Source organism: Bacillus sp. FSL W7-1346 (assembly GCF_038593335.1).
In the GTDB taxonomy this organism is placed as follows: domain Bacteria; phylum Bacillota; class Bacilli; order Bacillales; family Bacillaceae; genus Bacillus; species Bacillus altitudinis.
The window spans coordinates 266448-284626 of record NZ_CP151988.1 but is presented as its reverse complement, the minus strand read 5'-3'; the positions used below and the strand labels follow the sequence as shown (position 1 = coordinate 284626).

Genomic DNA, 18179 nt, shown 5'->3' with positions numbered 1-18179 from the left:
GTTCCGTTCATTATCTCTTATATAGCTTATCCCAAATCGTATGAAAAAAGGCACAAATCGTCAACGGATTTGCACCTTTTTCTTAAGCAGATTTCGCTAATTCACTGTGTTTGTTAGAATATGCTGCGTACATGACGACACCGATCATCAGCCAAACCCCGAAGTACAGCCATGTCCGGCCTGGTAAATTGAGCATCAGAAACACACAACAGCCCATCGAGATAATTGGCAAAACCGGTACAAACGGAACCCGGAATCCCCTTTCCAGCTGTTTATGTGTCTTTCTCAAAATGAGTACGGATAAGCTCACCATCGCAAACGTTAATAATGCACCGATATTGGCTAGGTTGGACAGATCCTTCAAATCAATAAACCCTGAAATAACAGCTGTCATCCCGCCAATCACCCATATACTGGCAACAGGTGTATCACTTTTGTTTGTTTTTGAAAACACTTTAGGCAAGAGCCCGTCCCGCCCCATCGCAAAAGCAATTCGAGTTGCCGCATAATTATTGGCGAAAATCACAGCCATCAATCCAATTACAGCACCGACAGAAATAATACCAGCCACGCTATGTTGATGGACACTTTGCAATACATAAGACATTGCCTCTGTCACATTCAACTTCGTATAGTGCACCATGCCTGTCATGACCAAACAAACGACAATATAAATGATCGTACAAATGAGCAATGAACCAATAATGCCAATTGGAAGGTTCCGCTGTGGATTTTTCACCTCTTCTGCAGAAGCCGAAATGGCATCGAATCCTAAAAAGGCAAAAAACACAGCAGCGGCACCAGCAATAATCCCTTCCGTACCAAACGGCATGAACGGCTGCCAATTGGCTGGTTCTACATAAAAACCACCTACTACAATGAAAAGAACAATAATGCCAAGTTTCACAAACACCATGATATTATTGAATTTTTTACTTTCTTTCGTTCCTCTAGATAGGATCCACGCAATGAGTAAAGCAATGATAATTGCTGGCAAATTCATATATCCGCCTTGTTCTGGACCAGCTAAAAATTGATGTGGAATTGAGATTCCAAACCCCTCCAGCAGGCTGTTAAAATAACTCGACCAGCCACTCGCTACAGCTGAAGCAGTCAGCATATAAACAGATAATAACGTCCATCCCATGAGATGACCTACGAGTTCACCCATTGTGGTATATGAATAAATGTACGCACTGCCGAACACAGGCAGCGCAGAAGCCATTTCTGCATAACAAAGTGCTGCTAAACTGCACACAATCGCTGCAATCGCAAAGGAGAAAATAACAGCCGGTCCTGCATCCTTAGCTGCTGTAATTCCGGTTAACACCATGACCCCCGTCCCAATCACAGCCCCTATGCCAAGGAGCGTGAGATCAAGCCCGCCCAGTGTTTTCTTTACCTTTTGCTGTCTGCTCTGTTCTAACAAATCGTGAATGTGTTTCTTACGAAGTATATGTCGCAAACCCTTTCCCTCCAAAACGTTAGAAAAACAAAAAAATCATTCAAATTTCATTATAGCAGAATAGGTCCTACGCATTCACAACCAATTCACGTAAATCTTTCTTCATGATTTTACCAAGTTTATTTTTTGGCAGATCGTGCGTGAAATGAATGGATGGCACTTTGTAATCTGCTAAACGTTCCTTGCAGTAATTCAACACATCTTCTTCGCAGAAATCGACAGATTCGTCTTTTACGATATACGCACTTGGTACTTCACCATATAAGTCATCTGGTACCCCAATGACAGCAGATTCAATTACACCTGGAATTTGATCAATGACCTCTTCCACTTGGTCAGGATAAATATTATCCCCACCGTATAGAATCACATCTTTGTATCTCCCTGTGATGTAAAGAAAACCGTCTTCATCCAGATAGCCTGCATCCCCCATATGGAACCAGTCATCTTTGAGCACTTTCTCTGTCGCTTCAGGTTGATGATAGTAGCCTAAGAAATAAAATGGGCTTCTCATGACGACCTCACCAATTTCTCCAGCTGGGAGCGCCTCCTCTGTCTCAGGATGCACGATTTTGACTTCTACATCCGGATCCACTTTACCAGCAGAGCCCATCTTATCCTCACCCATCGCTGGATGCCACGCACTCACAACCCACGCTTCTGTACTTCCGTAGCCATGCATCATCTGAATGCCTACTTCTTTGTAATCTTTAATTAAGCGTACCGGTACCTTCGTACCACCAGAAATCGCAATTTCAAAAGATGAGAGATCGTACGAACCGCGCTTCATTTCTTCTAGCATGTACGTATAAGCTGATGGGAAAGCCATCATAAACGTAATTCTTTCTTTCTCAATCGTTTCTAAAATGCGTTTCGGCGTTGCATCATGTAAGAAGACTAACGTATACCCTTCAATTGCAGCTGCAATCAGGTGATTAATTGAACTCATATGATATAGCGGATGACTTGCCAAGTATCGTTTTCCTTTCAGATCAAATCCTCGATTCCCACGTCTTGTTAAAAATTGATAGATTCGTCCATGTCCGACCATACAGCCTTTTGGATTACCTGTTGTACCTGAGGTGAATAAAATCATGGCCAAATCTTCCTCTGATACCTGCTCAGCAAGATCACTTCCATCATTAGACGCCAATATGTCTTCAAACAGCTGTGTTGTTTTCGCATTGACACCAGATTCCACCATGAGACAATCTTCTAAAGACACATTCACTGCCGCAATGATGTCACGGAATTCACGGTCAAAAAATAAAGCCTTTGGCTCTGCTTTTTTCAAGATACCTTCTAGCTCAAAAGAGGTAAGCTGCCAGCTAAGCGGTACGGCGACAACACCTGCTTTAATGGCTGCCAGCATAATCGTAGAAAAGTGATGATGGTTTTGACAAATAAAGCACACCCGGTCACCTTTTCGAATTCCTTTACGATGTAAGTAATGCGCCAGCTGATCAATGCGTTTTGCATATTCTTCAAATGTATAAGACACACCTCCGCCAGTTACCGCTTCAATTTGTGAAGAGCGTTCCATTCTGTCGTTTAGTAATGCCTGTAAAGTATTCAATATCTTCATCTCCAAACGTTTGATGTCCAATAGCCAATTTCCAGTGAATTGGATTGGCAGATTTTATCTCATTCACATTCTAAAATAAAAAAAGGTGAAAGTAAAATCATTTCATTTTGGAATTGTTCCTTTTATTAATTGATAATATAGGTAATTTTATAGCCGTCTTCCATTTTGGTTTAAATGATGATGCTTATTATGATAAGATAGACCTAGTAATTGATCGGAAAATGCGAATGCAATAGGAAAAGAGGTATGGAGAATGCAACATTTCGAGCTAGAGGCAAGTTTGTTAGACCATGCACTGACAAAGTATTTAAAGGCGACGAAACGAATAGATGAAGAGAATATCCCGAAAAACGTCACGAATGTAAAAGGGTTTATTTTACGCATCATCTACCGCCATCAATCATGTACTGTGAAAAATATTCTGCAGGAAGTTTCATTATCTCCCTCCGCAACAACAACCGCTCTCAATCACTTAGAAGATGAAGGGCTGATTATCCGCTCTAGAAATAACAATGACCGCCGTACGGTATGGATTACACTCTCTGAATCAGGTGAACAAATCGCCAGACAAATGATCGACAATCGTCAGCTGCTCGTCAATCAACTGTTCAATCACCTATCAGAAGAAGATAAAAAAACATTTTTTGAATTAATTGAAAAAATGATGGACGAGCGCACACTAAAGGCTTAGGAATTATCCTAAGCCTCAGATTTTTGACAAAGGGCTAAAATGAACTTTATTTTAGCCCTTTGTTTTCTTTTAGCGTGATAGAAAACCTTTGCAGTCTAGGAAGGACGCGTACTGGCGCGGAGTGAATGTGACATTAATGAGCACCAGCACGCAGGACAGACACCGAATGCTATGGTTCATGCATATGAATAGGGATGCTGTTCCATAAGGGAAAACAAAATAACCCGCCGATTGATTCGACAGGCTGTTTATTCAAATCTGTGTAACGCGTTACACAGCTATTTATCTTCGACAAACACCAAATCATACTGAGCAGAGGTCTCCCCACCCTCCATCATGTTCCCTTCCTGTATAAAATAAGGGCACATACCTGGACTTTGTGCTTCTTCAAATTGTTCAAACACTTGCTCAATATAGCCAGGCAGCAGCAAAACCAACATTTTATTTGAATGAGACACGAATTCATACAAGTGAACGGTATTCGGAGGAATATAGGCAAAATCCCCTGGCATCAAGCAAATATTTTCTCCGTTTAACTGAAGATTGATTCTGCCTTCAACACAATAAAGTGCTTCTGTATGCATTTCATGATAATGCGAACGTAACCCTTTTCCCTTTGTCCCTTCAATCACAAAATAACTAAATCCGTCTCCTGTTGTTTCCGTTGTCGCAATCAGCTCATGAAGCTGACCTTCGACCATGTATTGCTTTCCTTCACCAGCCTCCAGCACATATGGCTGCACTGCGCGCGGGAGCTGACTATGAAACAAAACAGCTGGCTTGGTTGTATTGGATAGCTCCCTAATGCCGTGCATCAATATGATATCGCTTTCTTTTTCAGCCTGATGAAAGCTGTCTGCATCAAATGGGTGATCAGTCATCGGCCATTCATTCTGCAACAGCCTCTTTCCGATTTGCTGATAGACATCTGTCATTTGCCCGCCCAGTGTATAAGAAATAAACCGTGTTTTGTGACTATGCATTCTATAGCCATGAATTGTTTTGGGCGGAATATGAATATAATCACAGGCCGTCACCATATACTTTTTACCGTCCAGTATCACTTCCAGCTTCCCTTCCAGCACAAAGATGGTTTCAAATAGCGTCTCATGACAATGCAGCGGAAAGTAAGCACCTTTCCCACCTGTGATTAAGACAAGCTCAAACAGTTGATTTGTTTGATTTGCTTCTGCCAGCACATGTACAAGCTGATTTTCCAAACCATACAGCTCCCCCGAACCGGACACGGTATAAAAAGAGGTATCTTCGGATTGCTTGATCGATTGTGGTTGCTCCGACATCCCATCACTCCTCATGACTAATTGACTATCTTTATTATATAGACCAATTGATATAATAGATAGGCAATATGCGAGAGATTTTACTCTTCTCGCATAAATAAGTGTCTAAGGTAACATTTCACGTGCTCTAAAGGTGTCGTTTGCTTTAATGCAGTAGTCATTGATAATCCACCGATGACCATTGAATGAAGGAGAGATGCCCGCTCATCCGCTTTTGTTTCATCATATCCGCTATTCATCAGCTTTTCTTTGACAAGCTCTTGCCAGCGGATCATTTCTTGTTTGCATGCAGCATGAAGTTTTGTATGTTCAGGTTTTGACTCAGCCGCCAGTAAGACAATCGGTATCCCTCTTTCACTTTCTTGCTCCATAAAACCCCGAATGATATTTGTCATAAAATGATCGACGGCGACATATGGGTCATCAGAATAGGCAAAGCTTGCTTCAATTTGATCGATGACCCTTTGACTCATATATTCAACGGCTGCTATGGCTAGCTCTTCTTTTCCATTTGGAAAGTAATAATAAAGAGATCCTTTCGGCGTGCCGCTCTCTCGAATGATTTGATTCAACCCTGTCGCATGATACCCCTGTTTACGTAAAAGAAGTGCGGCCGTTTGAATGATTTTGTCCTTCGTACTCACGTGTGACACTCCTTTCCTCCATAGACCAACGTCGATGCCATTGTATTATTGATTCAGTAATGGATGCGTTCCTTTCCATAATGAGGATGATTCTATTTCTGACGCCAGTCTGAGCAGCCAGTCCTCTTTTCCTTTCGGTGCTGTCACCTGTACGCCTAAAGGCATGCCTGCTTCTGTGAGATGAACTGGCACACTCATAGATGGCTGGCCGGTTAGGTTAGCCAGCTGTGTAAATGGTGTGTAGGTCAAACTCTTGAGGAACATTTCATAAATCAGATCCTGCTGTGCTTGCATTGAAAGGGATGACACACGTAACAATGCAGCAATTTCTTGATCGTTATGCATCAGCTCGCCAACCTTTGGAGCCGAATAAGCAGTAGCTGGGGTCACATATAGATCGTAGGTTTGATGAAATGCGGCCATTTTTGCAGCGGCCATATCCCATGCATCAAGACTTTCTGTATAAGCAGCAGCTGTCACATTTTTTCCTGCTTCCGCCAGTACCCATGCCACAATATCTGTCTCCTCAGGCTTCACCGGACGCCCGAATGAACGAGCCAGAGAGGTAAATAAGGCAGACATTTCACCGCTGTTCATGACATAATATTGCTGCATCAGATGGACACCATCAATGTCCGGCTTCGCTTCCTCTATTTGATGCCCTTGTTCACTCAGCCATTTCACAGTGTTCAAGACTGCCTGCTTTGCTTCCTCACTCACCTTCGTGCCTACTGGAGAGTCTACACTGTAAGCAATTCGCATCGAAGAGGTTCGTTTCACTAAATCCTCCTGATAGCTACCGTCATATAATGGCGTTTGGAACGCAGCCTCTGGCTGAATGACTTGAAGCAAATCAAGCAGGGCTGCACTGTCTCGAACTGTTTTTGTGAGCGTAAAGTCAATGGAAGCTCCTTGCCACTGCCTTCCTGCACCCGGGCCGACCGGTGTTCTCCCCCTTGTTGGCTTGAGTCCAAATAAACCAGTAAAGGATGCCGGAATCCGAATAGACCCTCCGCCATCACTCGCTCCACCCGCCGGTACGATGCCGCTTGCCACAGCTGCTGCCGTCCCGCCGCTTGAACCGCCCGGAGAATAGTCAGCATTCCAAGGGTTTCTCGTCGGACCATATAAAAAGGGTTCTGTCACATTTCGCAATCCGAATTCAGGTGTGTTCGTATGACCGATCATGAGGAGCCCAGCCTGCTTCAATCGACGGACAAAGTGGGAATCTGTTTGCGCCTTTACATCCTTTAACAGCAAAGCACCCGCCGTCAAAGGTTCATGTTCCAGCCCCTGCGATATATTTTTCAACACAAACGGAACACCAGCAAACGGCTGATCCGCATCTAGTGACTTCATGTCTTTGAACACTTGATCTCGCCTTGTCTGAATCACCGCATTTAGTACTGGATTCACTTCTTCCAATCTAGTAAATGCAGCGTGTACAAGCTCTTCGGGCGTGACCTGCTTTTTCTGCACAAGTGATGCCAGTCCCGTCGCATCATACGTCATATACTCTTTTACATTCATCGGCATGTCCTTCTTTCTCATATTATGATCTCTCTATTGTCTACTAGAATTCTATGAAATTCAATTTCGGGATACGTGTGAAAAAAACTTTCTTTCTAGACTATGATTCTTCTAACCATCCATCTTATTTCTCCGATATAATAAAGAAAAAAAGACGGAGGTCACCTCATATGCAAGGAGCCATTGCCTTGAAAAAGAAAATCGTCGTGGTCATCGCGTTTCTTCTTGCTTTGACAACTGCTTTGCCCTTCCATTCGCAGGCAGTTGCACCACCAAAAGAAACAGATGTCATCATCGTCTATAAAAATCAAAAAGGAAAACAGACGGCTATTCAAGAAAGTGAAAAAGTGAACGCTCAATACATACACCTTCCAGCTGTAGCAGTGACAGCAGATGAGCAAGCTGTCACCTCACTTAAAAAAGACCCAAACATCGCTTATGTTTCAAAAAACGTTAGGGTCAAACTCGCTGCTGCTACCGTGAAAAAAACGGCTGCTGCTACTGGTCAGGATGCTTTGGTACAAAAATCTTATAACTTGCAGAAGCTCAATGTAAAGCAAGCAATCAAAGAAGGTGTGACAGGGAAAAATGTGAAAGTAGCCGTTCTCGATACTGGTATTTTCCCACATGAAGATTTAAAGGTAGCCGGCGGTAAATCATTCGTCGATTACACGTCTTCTTACAAAGACGATGAAGGACATGGAACACATGTCGCCGGTACAATTGGGGCGCTCAATAATGATTACGGTACGGTCGGCGTCGCTTCTGGTGTGAAGCTGTATGCTGTAAAAGTATTAGATAAAAAAGGAGAGGGCGACTTATACAGTCTGCTCCGAGGCATTGATTGGGCGATTAGCAATAAGATGGACATCATCAACCTAAGTCTAGGTTTTGAAGATAACATTCCGATTTTACGTTCAGCAGTTGATGAAGCATACAAAAAAGGACTGCTGGTCGTTGCTGCAAGTGGAAATGATGGAAAGAAGAATGGGATTAGTTATCCTGCCGCATACAATAGCGTCATTGCTGTTTCTGCAACGACTGACAAAGACAAACTCGCCTCCATCTCTAATACGGGGAAAGGAATTGAATTTTCCGCTCCCGGCGAGAACGTCATCAGTACCTATTTGAAAAATGAATATTGGTATGCAACCGGTACATCACAAGCGGCACCGCATGTCACAGGGATGCTGGCGCTGTTAAAACAGCTACATCCTAAGAAAACAAATGTTCAGCTCCGCACTTTATTGCGCAGCTATACAGTCGATCTCGGCGCAAAAGGAAAAGATTCACAATTCGGCTATGGCCGCGTGCAATATGTGCCGCAGTCAACCTTTTTAAAGGCTGCGACAAGCGCAGTCAAGACAGCCGAAACATCTAAAAAACAGACAGATGTTGATCAAGCCAAAACGAAAATTGGCAGACTCACTGCCAGCAAGCAAAAAACCGCACTCACTGACCGAGTCAAAAAAGTCCAAACAGCCATTGATATTCGTGACGCACGAGCGAAGGTCCAATCAGCTGAAAAAAGTAAAACCCAAGGCTCGATTAAAAGTGCCCAAACGGCCATTAAAAAGCTATCCAAAGGCAAAGAAAAAACAAGCCTGCAAAACCGGCTCGACAAAGTCAAAAAACAAGTCGACTATCAAAAGAAAGTGACAGATGCCAAACAAAAAGTCAAAAAAGCCGAAGCCAAACGAACAAAGAAAACAAAAGCAACCGCTCAAAGTGCGGTCAAACAACTAAAAGCATCTAAAACAAAAACTGATTTACAAAAACGACTAAACCGGATCAAGGTTTGATAAAAAAACGATTCCTTTCAGCAAGGAATCGTTTTTTCTATTTCAACATCTTCTGAAACAGGGTGTGATGATATTTCCCTTTCGCATCCAGCCTCACTTGATCGAGGATGTGCGCTATCGAATGGATGACATCACGGAGTGCTCGATGAACCGAGCCCTGCTCAAAGGAAGCTAAACTATCCGGCAGTTCATCTTCATCCAAAACAAAGAAATCACCATTCGGAAGAACGAGTAGATCAATCAATAAATCTTCAAAAACAACCGCCCGTTCTTCAAACCATGTATGTCTGACGATATTCACATAAGAGCCAAGTTCATTACCTTGATCATCTCGCCAAAAATAGACATTGTAAGGCCGGTCCGTCCAATAATAGGCGGTCGTATAACTCCCTTTTGGAATCGTGACAGTGCCATCACCAGCAACCATTGTAAATGGTTCTTGAATTTTATGAAACAACACGACTTGCTGCTCCTGTGCGTCTAACAGCTGACACGTATGTTCCACAACCTGATCATCGTATTTGATTTTTCTCTCGATTACGTCATCCCAAGAATTTGCATATAGCGGAAACAATCGGTCACAACCCCTTCTGCATCTACTTCTTATTCTAGTATACACTGCTTTCTTTTGAAGAAATAAAGGTTCACTGCTGCTGCCTATGGAAGACATATGGTGAGGTGAAAACGAAAAGAGATCGGAAAGCTGACCCTTTATGAACATGTGTTAAAATTCTTTGTCATGTTTGGGTTAATCTCATGGTGCTTTTCATATATGGCACTGAACATATGGGTGTCATGAGAAAAAGGAAGAGTCCCGTCCATGCAGGACATACTCTTCCTCTTCTTATTCGGTGTATATTATGAGCCAGCCGGCTGTTCTTTTTTGATCACATACTGATAGCTCTTCACATGCGTCCCATTTTGATTCACAAATTCTTTATCAAGTGCCCGTTCAAAGCCCATTCTTTCATATAAACGAATGGCGGCCTGCATTTTATCCGACGTATGAAGGTACAGGACGTTCTCGCCCCACGATTGCGTCAGTTCTATACTTTTACGCAACAATGACTCTGCAATACCTTTTCCTCTCACATCAGGATCTACCCCTAAAAACCGGACAATCGCTGAAGTAATGCCCATCTCCGGCTTGTCATATGCCTGTTCTGATGATCGGAACATTTGAAGGGTCCCCACGACCTTGCCCTCAAGCTCGGCCACAAGCATCAACTCCATGTTTGGGTTATCTACAGCCGCTCGCAGGGCTGCAGAATAATTTTGCCAGCCTTCCTCTGTAAATTGAGGCTCATACTGTGCGTATGATTTGATCAGCACATGTGTGATCGCCTCATGATCTTCACTCACCGCTTGACGAATGATCAACTCTTGATGCTCCATGCCAGCACCTCCTGTTTGTCTATGAATGGATATACGTATCATGCAATCACTGCATGCCGAAGACCTGATTCTTTTCTCTACTCATTCAATGTAAAGAGTCTCCTTCGAAAGATCAATGATTTTGCACGAAAACTTCTTTGAAAATTTTGATTGAAATGGAAAGCTTGATTCATTATGCTGATTTGAGGACATATACGAGGAGTGGCATCATATGAATTCTTTATCTTATCCCCAAGAATCGAAAAAAAATCGATTCCTCCTTGCCGCGCTTCTTGGCTCTTTAACAGCCCTTGCACCGCTGGCAATGGATATGTATTTACCTGCTTTACCTAATATCGCCCGTGACTTTGAAGCAAGCACGGCGCTGTCTCAGTTAAGTCTCATGGCTTGTTTGATTGGACTTGCGCTTGGACAGCTCATTGCAGGTCCAATCAGTGATACAGTTGGCAGAAGAAAGCCGCTCATGATTGGATTGATCATTTTTATTGCGGCCTCTCTTTTATGTACAGTGGTCACATCAATTTGGACATTCATTCTTTTAAGACTGATTCAAGGACTTGCTGGTTCAGCAGGCATTGTCATTGCACGAGCCATCGTACGAGATCATTATGAAGGCTCAGAAATGACGAAATTCTTTGCTTTGCTCATGTTAGTCAACGGAGTGGCTCCTGCAGCGGCACCGATCGTGGGCGGACAAATGTTACGGTTCACGACGTGGCAGGGAGTGTTTGTTCTGCTAGGAATCCTCGGGACGCTCATGCTCCTAAGATCGATGTTTTCATTGAAAGAAAGCTTACCTGTGGAACGTAGACAGACTGGAGGCTTCAAACAGATCCTAGGTGCGATGAAAATTCTAGCGAGCGATCGACTCTTTGTCGGATATGCTCTCTCACAAGGACTTGTCTTCGCCGCCATGTTTGCGTATATCTCTGGATCACCGTTTGTATTGCAGGAGATTTTCAACCTTTCTCCGCAAGGCTTCAGTGCTGCCTTTGCGGTGAATAGTCTTGGCATCATCACAGCTGGACAAGTATTTGCCCGCGTTGCTGCGAAAATTGGTGAGGAGAAAGTCCTTCGCATTGGGCTGCTGACAGCTGCTTTAGGAGGCGTCACCTTGTGTGTAATGATCTCTATTGATGCAGGGCTTTATGGCATCCTCATCCCGCTCTTTTTTGTGGTCTCAAGCGTTGGGATTGTCGGCACGTCTGCACCGTCTCTTGCGATGCAACATCACGGTGCGCATGCTGGAAGTGCCGCTGCCCTCATCGGAGTGGCACAAATGCTTCTTGGCGCATGCATGACACCCCTTGTCGGCTTAGCTGGAAGCCAGACTGCCTTTCCCATGGGTCTGATTATTATGCTCTGTGACCTTGGCGCACTTTGCTGTTATTTTTTCTTTGTTGCCAGAGCGAAAAAAAGACCCGCATAAGCGGGTCTTTCATTTATGGCTTGCTCCAATTGATCGTGCGGAACACATTGTACTGGTCATTGTTTTGATATGCATCTAGGTCAAAGCCTGAAAGTCCAAAACCAATTGCCATGACAATTCCTCCGGCAACGGTGAAGATGATCCCCCATTTGATGCATTGCTTTTTTAAATCATTCACGTTCATACTCTCACGACCTTCTTTTTAAACATTCCCATGAATGCCTTAGTGGTTTGAACAGTCCCTTGCACAAATAGCTTTGTCAAATACGCCGTGGCTACGCCGCTTAATAATCCGACACCTAATAGAAGAATACCAACTCCGATCTGCGTCACCACCACATGCAAACCGTCTTGAAAGATAAACGGAGAACCAATGATGCTCCAAAAACCGCCGAGCAGACCAACTAGCGTCATTGTACCTGTCACGAGTGGAATGCACCAAATCACCATATACACAGAAAGAAACAGCAGGAAGACTGTTGCTAGAATACTGCCCCATAACGGAAAGCCCAAAATGAGGATGGAGAGCCTTGTGGCTTTTTCTCCAAACGTCGGCACCTGAACGGTTTTGATTCCTTGTTCCTTCATAATCCCTTCAGCGATGATGGCAGGCTGACCGACTTGATGAACTGCCTCCTGTTCACTGTAGCCATCTTCCTGATAATCCTCGATCATTTCATCGTAATACTCGATGAACCGATCACTTTCTTTTTCGCCCAGACGATGCAAGTGCTTCTCCAAGCTGGCTAAAAATTCTTTTTTATTCATTGCTCTGTCCTCCAGAAATAAAGTCGTAAATCGCCATCACTTGATCCCATTCCGCTAAAAACTGTGCCATATGCTCACGGCCACTTGTTGTCATCCGGTAGTATTTTCTTAATCGACTGTTATGTTCCTGTGAATAGGTCTCCACATAATTGTTTTGCTCTAACCGCTTTAATATCGGATATAATGTCGATTCTGAAATCTCAATACAATGGGACATATCTTTAATCATTTGATAACCATAGGAATCGCCTTTCTTTAATACCGCCAGTACACAGAATTCCAGTAATCCTTTTTTTAGTTGTGCATTCATGTTTACAACTCCTAACTATTTATACTATACAATACATAGTATGATGTGACAAGAGGTATCTTTTGCAACTTTTCACACTCAACGTCCCTATAAATTTTCATACAGGAAGTTTCTCTTTCTTCAAGGCTACACCTAATCAAGGTAAATCTAGCGTGTATCTATTGTAGACAACAAACATAAACAAGAACGAATATCAATAAATGAGGAAACACCCCATTTAATCTCTTTATTTTAAAGGGATAAGCTGAATTTTATGGAATTAAGAAGTTCATTCACAATCGCTTATCCTTATGATCATCATACTAAGTTTTACGAACACTCAACTCGAATTAAAGTGATGAGAACGGCTGAAAGTGGCTAGTTCTTTTCAACCCAACCAATACCGAATAATGGTAGACCTTAAAAACGAGGAGCTGATGACCTTGAAAAAAATGTGGAGTAATTATCTCACTTTAGTCATTACACTAACTTTGTGTTATATCGTGTATTTGTTCATCTTCAAACAACCTTTTACCATTACACCCATCATCCTGTTTGTGGTGGGAGCCGCCATTGCTGAGTGTATACGTTTTTTCGTTCTGAAAAGTAACGAGAAGAAAGATGATACCTTGAAAAAATAGTCCCTTAAACATAAGATCACTCAACATATGAAAAGACACCGCCACTTTATAGTGGAGGTGTCTTTTTTCACTTTTTATATATTCACAAATCCTTCTCCAAACACATCCCGCACGTCATGGACAACAACGAATGCGTCTCGATCAATTTTCTTAATGATTTTCTTTAAACGCATAAGCTCCTGTTTTTGAATGACCGCATAGAGAATTTCCTTCGATTCCTTCGAATAATGACCGCGACCGTTTAAAATGGTCACGCCTCGATCCAAGGTGTGATTGATTTCTTCTGCAATATCATCTTTGCATGAAGAAATGATCGTCACTGCTTTTTTCGTGTTAAGCCCTTCTATGACGAAGTCCATCACCTTAGTCGCCACATACAGCATCACAATCGTAAACATTAATTTTTCCGCACCAATAATAAAGTAAGAAGCAAAAACAACGATCAGATCAAAGAACAAGATGGCGTAGCTCACGTTCCAGTCTAGATACTTATTCGCAATTCGCCCGAGGATAGCAGATCCCGCTGTTGTACCGCCCGCTCTTAAAACAAGACCAATGCCAATCCCAATGATGATCCCAGCGAAAATAGAACCAATGATCAATTCATGGACATTCACCACCCATGTAGTGGTCAAATGTAAAAATAGAGAGTTACTTGCGACAGCTACCACTGTGTAGATCGTGGTCTTCTTGTCCAAGTATTTATACCCCACAAGTAATAAAATCGCATTCAACACAAGGTTTGTCAGCCACGGCGCAATCTCAAACATATAGTAGAAAATGATGGACAGCCCCGTTACGCCGCCTTCACCAAACTCAAGTGGAATGACAAACATGTTCACAGCTGCAGCAAATAAAAAAGAACCAACTAGAATCATTGCAATATCTTTTACACATTTTTTCAATTTCTTCTTTCCTCCTTTTTTAAGCATATAAAAAACCCTCTTTCTGCACGAAAGAAGACAGTCGTTGGACAAAATAAAAATCAAAAGACGGCGCCTTTTGATGAAGCTTTCTGAAATGAACCTTTCCATAATATATATCTCTTTTTAGAGGCTGTCAATGACTTGGTTTTCTATTATTTCAACTGTATGTTTATGCACTCAAACCCGCATGTTTTCAGGGTTTTTCCGTCATATGATGCTTATTCCTCTCCTTGACAAAAACACTTTAGTCATTTAAACTACTGCCTCATATCATATCCATTATTTCCGATCGACAAAGGAGGCTGTTTGATTTATATGAATCCTATTCAAAGCCGTTTACAGGCTCACGCACCTTTGATTTTAGATGGTGCACTTGCAACGGAGCTTGAACGAAAGGGCTGTGATTTAAACGACAGTTTATGGTCAGCCAAAATCCTCATTGAACAGCCAGAATTGATTCAGCAAGTACACTTGGACTACTTCCAAGCAGGTGCTGACTGTGCAACAACAGCCAGCTACCAAACGACAATTGATGGCTTTGCTGAAAAAGGTTATACAAAAGAAGAAGCCATCGAATTAATGAAACGATCTGTCACGTTAGCAAAAGAAGCGTGCGAGCAGTTTTGGCAGGATGAGACACAACGTAAAGAGCGGACAAAACCATTTGTCGCTGGATCTGTGGGGCCCTTCGGCGCTTATTTGTCTGATGGTTCAGAATATAAGGGAAATTACGGACTCACAGAACAGGCGCTCATTGATTTTCACAGACCAAGAATTCAAGCATTGGTAGAGGCTGGTGCAGATATTCTCGCTTGTGAAACCATCCCTTGTCTCATTGAAGCTATCGCCATCGCTAAACTGCTGCAGGATGAGTTCAGCGGTGTATATGCGTGGATTACATTTAGTGCAAAGGATGGTCAGCACATTAGTGAAGGAGATTTACTTAGGGACTGTGTACAAGCACTCGAGCCATATGAGCAGATCGCTGCTGTTGGCGTAAACTGTACACCGCCGCAATATATGTCTTCTCTTATTCAGGAGATGAAAAAAGGGACGAGCAAACCGATTGTCGTGTATCCGAACTCAGGGGAATTATATGATCCTGAAGAAAAGGTTTGGAGCGGAGATACGTCTCACCATACATTTGGTGAATGTGCGCAGCAATGGTATAAAGACGGCGCACAAATCATCGGCGGCTGCTGCCGGACGACACCAGAGGATATTACCGATATCTTAAAACAGGCAACATCGTAGCATCATGACTCAACACACATACTTCTAAGCAAAAGGGCGGGAAGACATGGAACAAGCAAAAGATCAGTCACAACAATATCAACGAAAAATGACAAGCCGTCACCTGTTCATGCTTTCTTTAGGTGGCGTGATTGGCACAGGACTCTTTTTAAGTTCAGGATATACGATCAATCAGGCCGGACCTGCGGGAACGATTTTGGCTTATCTGGTTGGGGCATTAATTGTGTACCTCGTGATGCTCTGTTTAGGTGAACTGTCAGTCGCAATGCCGGTTACAGGCGCTTTTCACACATATGCAACAAAATACATTGGGCCCGGCACTGGCTATACAGTGGCTTGGCTTTATTGGCTGACATGGACCGTGGCACTTGGTTCAGAATTTACAGCGGCAGGTCTTTTAATGCAGCGCTGGTTCCCGGACACATCGGTTTGGATGTGGAGCGGTGTTTTTGCACTTCTCATCTTTTTACTCAATGCTTTTACAGTTAAGTTTTTTGCAGAATCGGAATTTTGGTTTTCTAGCATTAAAGTCATGGCTATTATTCTCTTTATTATCCTTGGTGGAGCCGCGATGTTTGGATTGATTCCACTAAAAGGCGGTGAGGCCGCTCCGTTCTTCTCTAACTTCACTGGAGATGGGGGTCTCTTCCCAAACGGCTTTTTACCGATTTTAATGACCATGCTGGCTGTTAATTTTGCTTTTTCGGGTACTGAGCTGATTGGGATTGCTGCGGGGGAAAGTGTCAATCCAGATGAGACCATTCCCCGGGCGATTCGCACGACTGTGCTGCGCCTTGTCCTGTTTTTCGTCGGAACGATCGTGGTCTTAGCCGGCTTAATTCCAGTAGAAGAAGCCGGGGTGATCAAAAGTCCTTTCGTTGTGGTATTTGACCGCATCGGGATTCCTTATGCGGCAGATTTCATGAATTTTGTCATTCTGACAGCGATTTTATCTGCTGCAAACTCAGGGCTATACGCCTCATCTCGCATGCTATGGTCCCTTTCTGAAGAACGAACATTACCTAAAAAGCTGGCAAAATTGACGTCAAAGGGAATTCCTTTGAATGCACTCATTTTGAGTATGATTGGGGGCATTCTCTCTTTGCTATCGAGTGTCATCGCACCTGAAACGGTGTATCTGGTTCTTGTTTCAATCTCTGGACTCGCCGTTGTTGTTGTATGGATGGGAATTGCAGCTTCACAGTTCATGTTTCGCAAAAAATTCTTACAGGATGGCGGACAGCTTCATGATTTATCTTTCCGAACCCCGCTCTATCCGGTGGTTCCGATTGCTGCCTTCCTCCTATGCCTTGCATCTGTGATCGGCATTGCTTTTGATCCAAATCAGCGTATTGCTCTTATCTGCGGTATCCCTTTTATCGCACTCTGCTATGCTGCCTATTACGTGACAACATGGATTCAGAAAAAACGAGAAAACCCTGGTGTATAGCACCAGGGTTTTTTGTTTGCCCCAAAAAAGGATATCACTAGCAAAACAAAGACATTTTGGTATATGATAGGAATCTATGATTTTCAGGACGAATCAAGGGAGCTGTCGTTAATATGGAAATGACCATTACAAGAGCATTAAGTGAACTGAAAATGTTAGATAAAAGAATCAGCCGAACGATTGATGAAGCCGTACTCGGTGGTTTGATCATCGGGAAACATATACAGAACGGATTTCAAAATCAAGAAGAAGTAGAAAAAAAGGCAAAAGCAGATGACCAATCGATTCAAGCATTAATCAAACGCCGAAATGCCATTAAATCAGCCATCGTTGTGTCGAATGCTACGACAACGATTGAGGTGGCGGGTGTTAGCATGACCGTAGCAGAAGCTATTGAACGCAAGACATCCATAGATTACGATATTCGTTTTTTACGAAAATTAAAAAAGGTCTACACAGAGCTGGTTGACCGGTCAGAACAAATCAATGAAGATGTGAAAAAGAGACTGGATCAGCATTTAGAAACACTATTTGGGAAAGATGGGAAAACACAAGCCGCTGCCAACCAAGAGATCGTCAAGTCATTCCTAGCTGAAAATGAGGCGGCGATCATTGACCCTCTTCGTCTTCGAGTGAAGATTGAACAGCGTTCGAAAGAGATTGAAGATTTCCAAATGGAAGTGGATTTCTCCTTATCAGAAAGCAATACCTTGACAAAAATACAGATCGACTAGTCGATTTTGTTAGTGAGCCGAAAATCGATAGGACTAAACACCTCCGAGGGAAAGGTCATTCCCTCCTCATCTGATGATCATCTTAGGATGATCCATGATAAAAGCTCAAAGCTGAACGTTCAAAGCTGAAAGCTCAAGTATTCAAAGTTCTTATCCATCAAAGCTCAAGATGTAAAGCTCAATGCTCGATCGAATCTGGGAGAAACGGCTCATGAGTGTTTGTTTATCGACTCTTTCGGTTGCCGCCCAGCAGGTTTGCTAACAATAATAATCAT

At 42.9% G+C, this 18179-nt stretch carries 17 protein-coding genes; 6 read left to right on the top strand and 11 right to left on the bottom strand.

Annotated elements, in window-relative coordinates:
- Positions 1-82: 82 nt before the first annotated feature.
- Both NST09_RS01545 and NST09_RS01540 read right to left on the bottom strand, forming a co-directional pair.
- Complete coding sequence (locus tag NST09_RS01545) at positions 83-1465, bottom strand: amino acid permease (protein WP_017358611.1); 1383 nt, start codon at positions 1463-1465, stop codon at positions 83-85.
- 67 nt (positions 1466-1532) lie between these two features.
- Positions 1533-3041, bottom strand: a complete 1509-nt coding sequence (locus NST09_RS01540; protein WP_342493266.1) for an AMP-binding protein — start codon at positions 3039-3041, stop codon at positions 1533-1535.
- Positions 3042-3303: 262 nt separating this feature from the next.
- On the opposite strand from NST09_RS01540, the gene NST09_RS01535 reads away from it, so the two are divergent.
- Complete coding sequence (locus NST09_RS01535) at positions 3304-3741, top strand: MarR family transcriptional regulator (protein ID WP_007498406.1); 438 nt, start codon at positions 3304-3306, stop codon at positions 3739-3741.
- A 278-nt stretch (positions 3742-4019) separates the two neighbouring features.
- Here NST09_RS01535 and NST09_RS01530 read toward each other — a convergent pair whose 3' ends face one another.
- The 3 genes from NST09_RS01530 to NST09_RS01520 all read right to left on the bottom strand — a co-directional run bounded on the left by NST09_RS01530 (position 4020) and on the right by NST09_RS01520 (position 7216).
- Positions 4020-5042: a quercetin 2,3-dioxygenase gene (locus NST09_RS01530; RefSeq protein ID WP_035390571.1), complete on the bottom strand. Its 1023-nt coding sequence runs from the start codon at positions 5040-5042 to the stop codon at positions 4020-4022.
- An 80-nt stretch (positions 5043-5122) separates the two neighbouring features.
- Positions 5123-5686, bottom strand: coding sequence for a TetR/AcrR family transcriptional regulator (locus NST09_RS01525; RefSeq protein ID WP_041508183.1), 564 nt, complete (start codon positions 5684-5686; stop codon positions 5123-5125).
- A gap of 45 nt (positions 5687-5731) precedes the next feature.
- Positions 5732-7216, bottom strand: a complete 1485-nt coding sequence (locus NST09_RS01520) for an amidase (RefSeq protein WP_342493265.1) — start codon at positions 7214-7216, stop codon at positions 5732-5734.
- Between the two features lie 188 nt (positions 7217-7404).
- On the opposite strand from NST09_RS01520, the gene NST09_RS01515 reads away from it, so the two are divergent.
- Positions 7405-9018, top strand: a complete 1614-nt coding sequence (locus NST09_RS01515; protein ID WP_342493264.1) for a S8 family serine peptidase — start codon at positions 7405-7407, stop codon at positions 9016-9018.
- Positions 9019-9055: 37 nt separating this feature from the next.
- Here NST09_RS01515 and NST09_RS01510 read toward each other — a convergent pair whose 3' ends face one another.
- Both NST09_RS01510 and NST09_RS01505 read right to left on the bottom strand, forming a co-directional pair.
- Positions 9056-9592: a DUF402 domain-containing protein gene (locus tag NST09_RS01510; RefSeq protein ID WP_342493263.1), complete on the bottom strand. Its 537-nt coding sequence runs from the start codon at positions 9590-9592 to the stop codon at positions 9056-9058.
- A 284-nt stretch (positions 9593-9876) separates the two neighbouring features.
- Positions 9877-10413 (bottom strand): GNAT family N-acetyltransferase, encoded by a 537-nt coding sequence (locus NST09_RS01505; protein ID WP_342493262.1) that lies wholly within the window; start codon positions 10411-10413, stop codon positions 9877-9879.
- A gap of 211 nt (positions 10414-10624) precedes the next feature.
- Between NST09_RS01505 and NST09_RS01500 the strand changes: the two genes are divergently transcribed.
- Positions 10625-11842 (top strand): multidrug effflux MFS transporter, encoded by a 1218-nt coding sequence (locus NST09_RS01500; RefSeq protein WP_148780765.1) that lies wholly within the window; start codon positions 10625-10627, stop codon positions 11840-11842.
- 13 nt (positions 11843-11855) lie between these two features.
- Here NST09_RS01500 and NST09_RS01495 read toward each other — a convergent pair whose 3' ends face one another.
- The 4 genes from NST09_RS01495 to NST09_RS01480 all read right to left on the bottom strand — a co-directional run bounded on the left by NST09_RS01495 (position 11856) and on the right by NST09_RS01480 (position 14445).
- Positions 11856-12026 carry a hypothetical protein gene (locus NST09_RS01495; protein ID WP_017360401.1) on the bottom strand — a complete coding sequence of 57 codons (171 nt, stop codon included), beginning with the start codon at positions 12024-12026 and terminating at the stop codon, positions 11856-11858.
- Positions 12023-12610: a DUF1700 domain-containing protein gene (locus NST09_RS01490; RefSeq protein ID WP_342493261.1), complete on the bottom strand. Its 588-nt coding sequence runs from the start codon at positions 12608-12610 to the stop codon at positions 12023-12025. The genes NST09_RS01495 and NST09_RS01490 overlap by 4 nt, the downstream gene beginning before the upstream one ends.
- Positions 12603-12920, bottom strand: coding sequence for a PadR family transcriptional regulator (locus NST09_RS01485; protein WP_017366535.1), 318 nt, complete (start codon positions 12918-12920; stop codon positions 12603-12605). The genes NST09_RS01490 and NST09_RS01485 overlap by 8 nt, the downstream gene beginning before the upstream one ends.
- A 694-nt stretch (positions 12921-13614) precedes the next feature.
- The gene (locus tag NST09_RS01480; RefSeq protein WP_025206673.1) at positions 13615-14445 is read right to left on the bottom strand and encodes a YitT family protein; all 831 of its coding nucleotides are present in this window, start codon (positions 14443-14445) and stop codon (positions 13615-13617) included.
- 336 nt (positions 14446-14781) lie between these two features.
- On the opposite strand from NST09_RS01480, the gene mmuM reads away from it, so the two are divergent.
- The 3 genes from mmuM to NST09_RS01465 all read left to right on the top strand — a co-directional run bounded on the left by mmuM (position 14782) and on the right by NST09_RS01465 (position 17904).
- A complete protein-coding gene (gene mmuM, locus NST09_RS01475; protein WP_342493260.1) occupies positions 14782-15720 on the top strand; it encodes a homocysteine S-methyltransferase in 939 nt (312 codons plus the stop codon).
- 46 nt (positions 15721-15766) lie between these two features.
- On the top strand, positions 15767-17170 hold the full coding sequence (gene mmuP / locus NST09_RS01470) for an S-methylmethionine permease (RefSeq protein WP_008342173.1): 1404 nt from the start codon (positions 15767-15769) through the stop codon (positions 17168-17170).
- 113 nt (positions 17171-17283) lie between these two features.
- Positions 17284-17904 carry a hypothetical protein gene (locus tag NST09_RS01465; protein WP_342493259.1) on the top strand — a complete coding sequence of 207 codons (621 nt, stop codon included), beginning with the start codon at positions 17284-17286 and terminating at the stop codon, positions 17902-17904.
- The last annotated feature ends 275 nt before the right edge of the window (positions 17905-18179 follow it).

Bases quoted from the DNA above. Each gene is read 5' to 3' on its own strand.
- NST09_RS01535 (WP_007498406.1), top strand. From the start codon at position 3,304: ATGCAACATTTCGAGCTAGAGGCAAGTTTGTTAGACCATGCACTGACA.
- NST09_RS01530 (WP_035390571.1), bottom strand. From the start codon at position 5,042: ATGTCGGAGCAACCACAATCGATCAAGCAATCCGAAGATACCTCTTTT.
- NST09_RS01520 (WP_342493265.1), bottom strand. From the start codon at position 7,216: ATGAATGTAAAAGAGTATATGACGTATGATGCGACGGGACTGGCATCA.
- NST09_RS01505 (WP_342493262.1), bottom strand. From the start codon at position 10,413: ATGGAGCATCAAGAGTTGATCATTCGTCAAGCGGTGAGTGAAGATCAT.
- NST09_RS01500 (WP_148780765.1), top strand. From the start codon at position 10,625: ATGAATTCTTTATCTTATCCCCAAGAATCGAAAAAAAATCGATTCCTC.
- NST09_RS01495 (WP_017360401.1), bottom strand. From the start codon at position 12,026: ATGAACGTGAATGATTTAAAAAAGCAATGCATCAAATGGGGGATCATC.
- NST09_RS01490 (WP_342493261.1), bottom strand. From the start codon at position 12,610: ATGAATAAAAAAGAATTTTTAGCCAGCTTGGAGAAGCACTTGCATCGT.
- NST09_RS01485 (WP_017366535.1), bottom strand. From the start codon at position 12,920: ATGAATGCACAACTAAAAAAAGGATTACTGGAATTCTGTGTACTGGCG.
- mmuM (WP_342493260.1), top strand. From the start codon at position 14,782: ATGAATCCTATTCAAAGCCGTTTACAGGCTCACGCACCTTTGATTTTA.
- mmuP (WP_008342173.1), top strand. From the start codon at position 15,767: ATGGAACAAGCAAAAGATCAGTCACAACAATATCAACGAAAAATGACA.
- NST09_RS01465 (WP_342493259.1), top strand. From the start codon at position 17,284: ATGGAAATGACCATTACAAGAGCATTAAGTGAACTGAAAATGTTAGAT.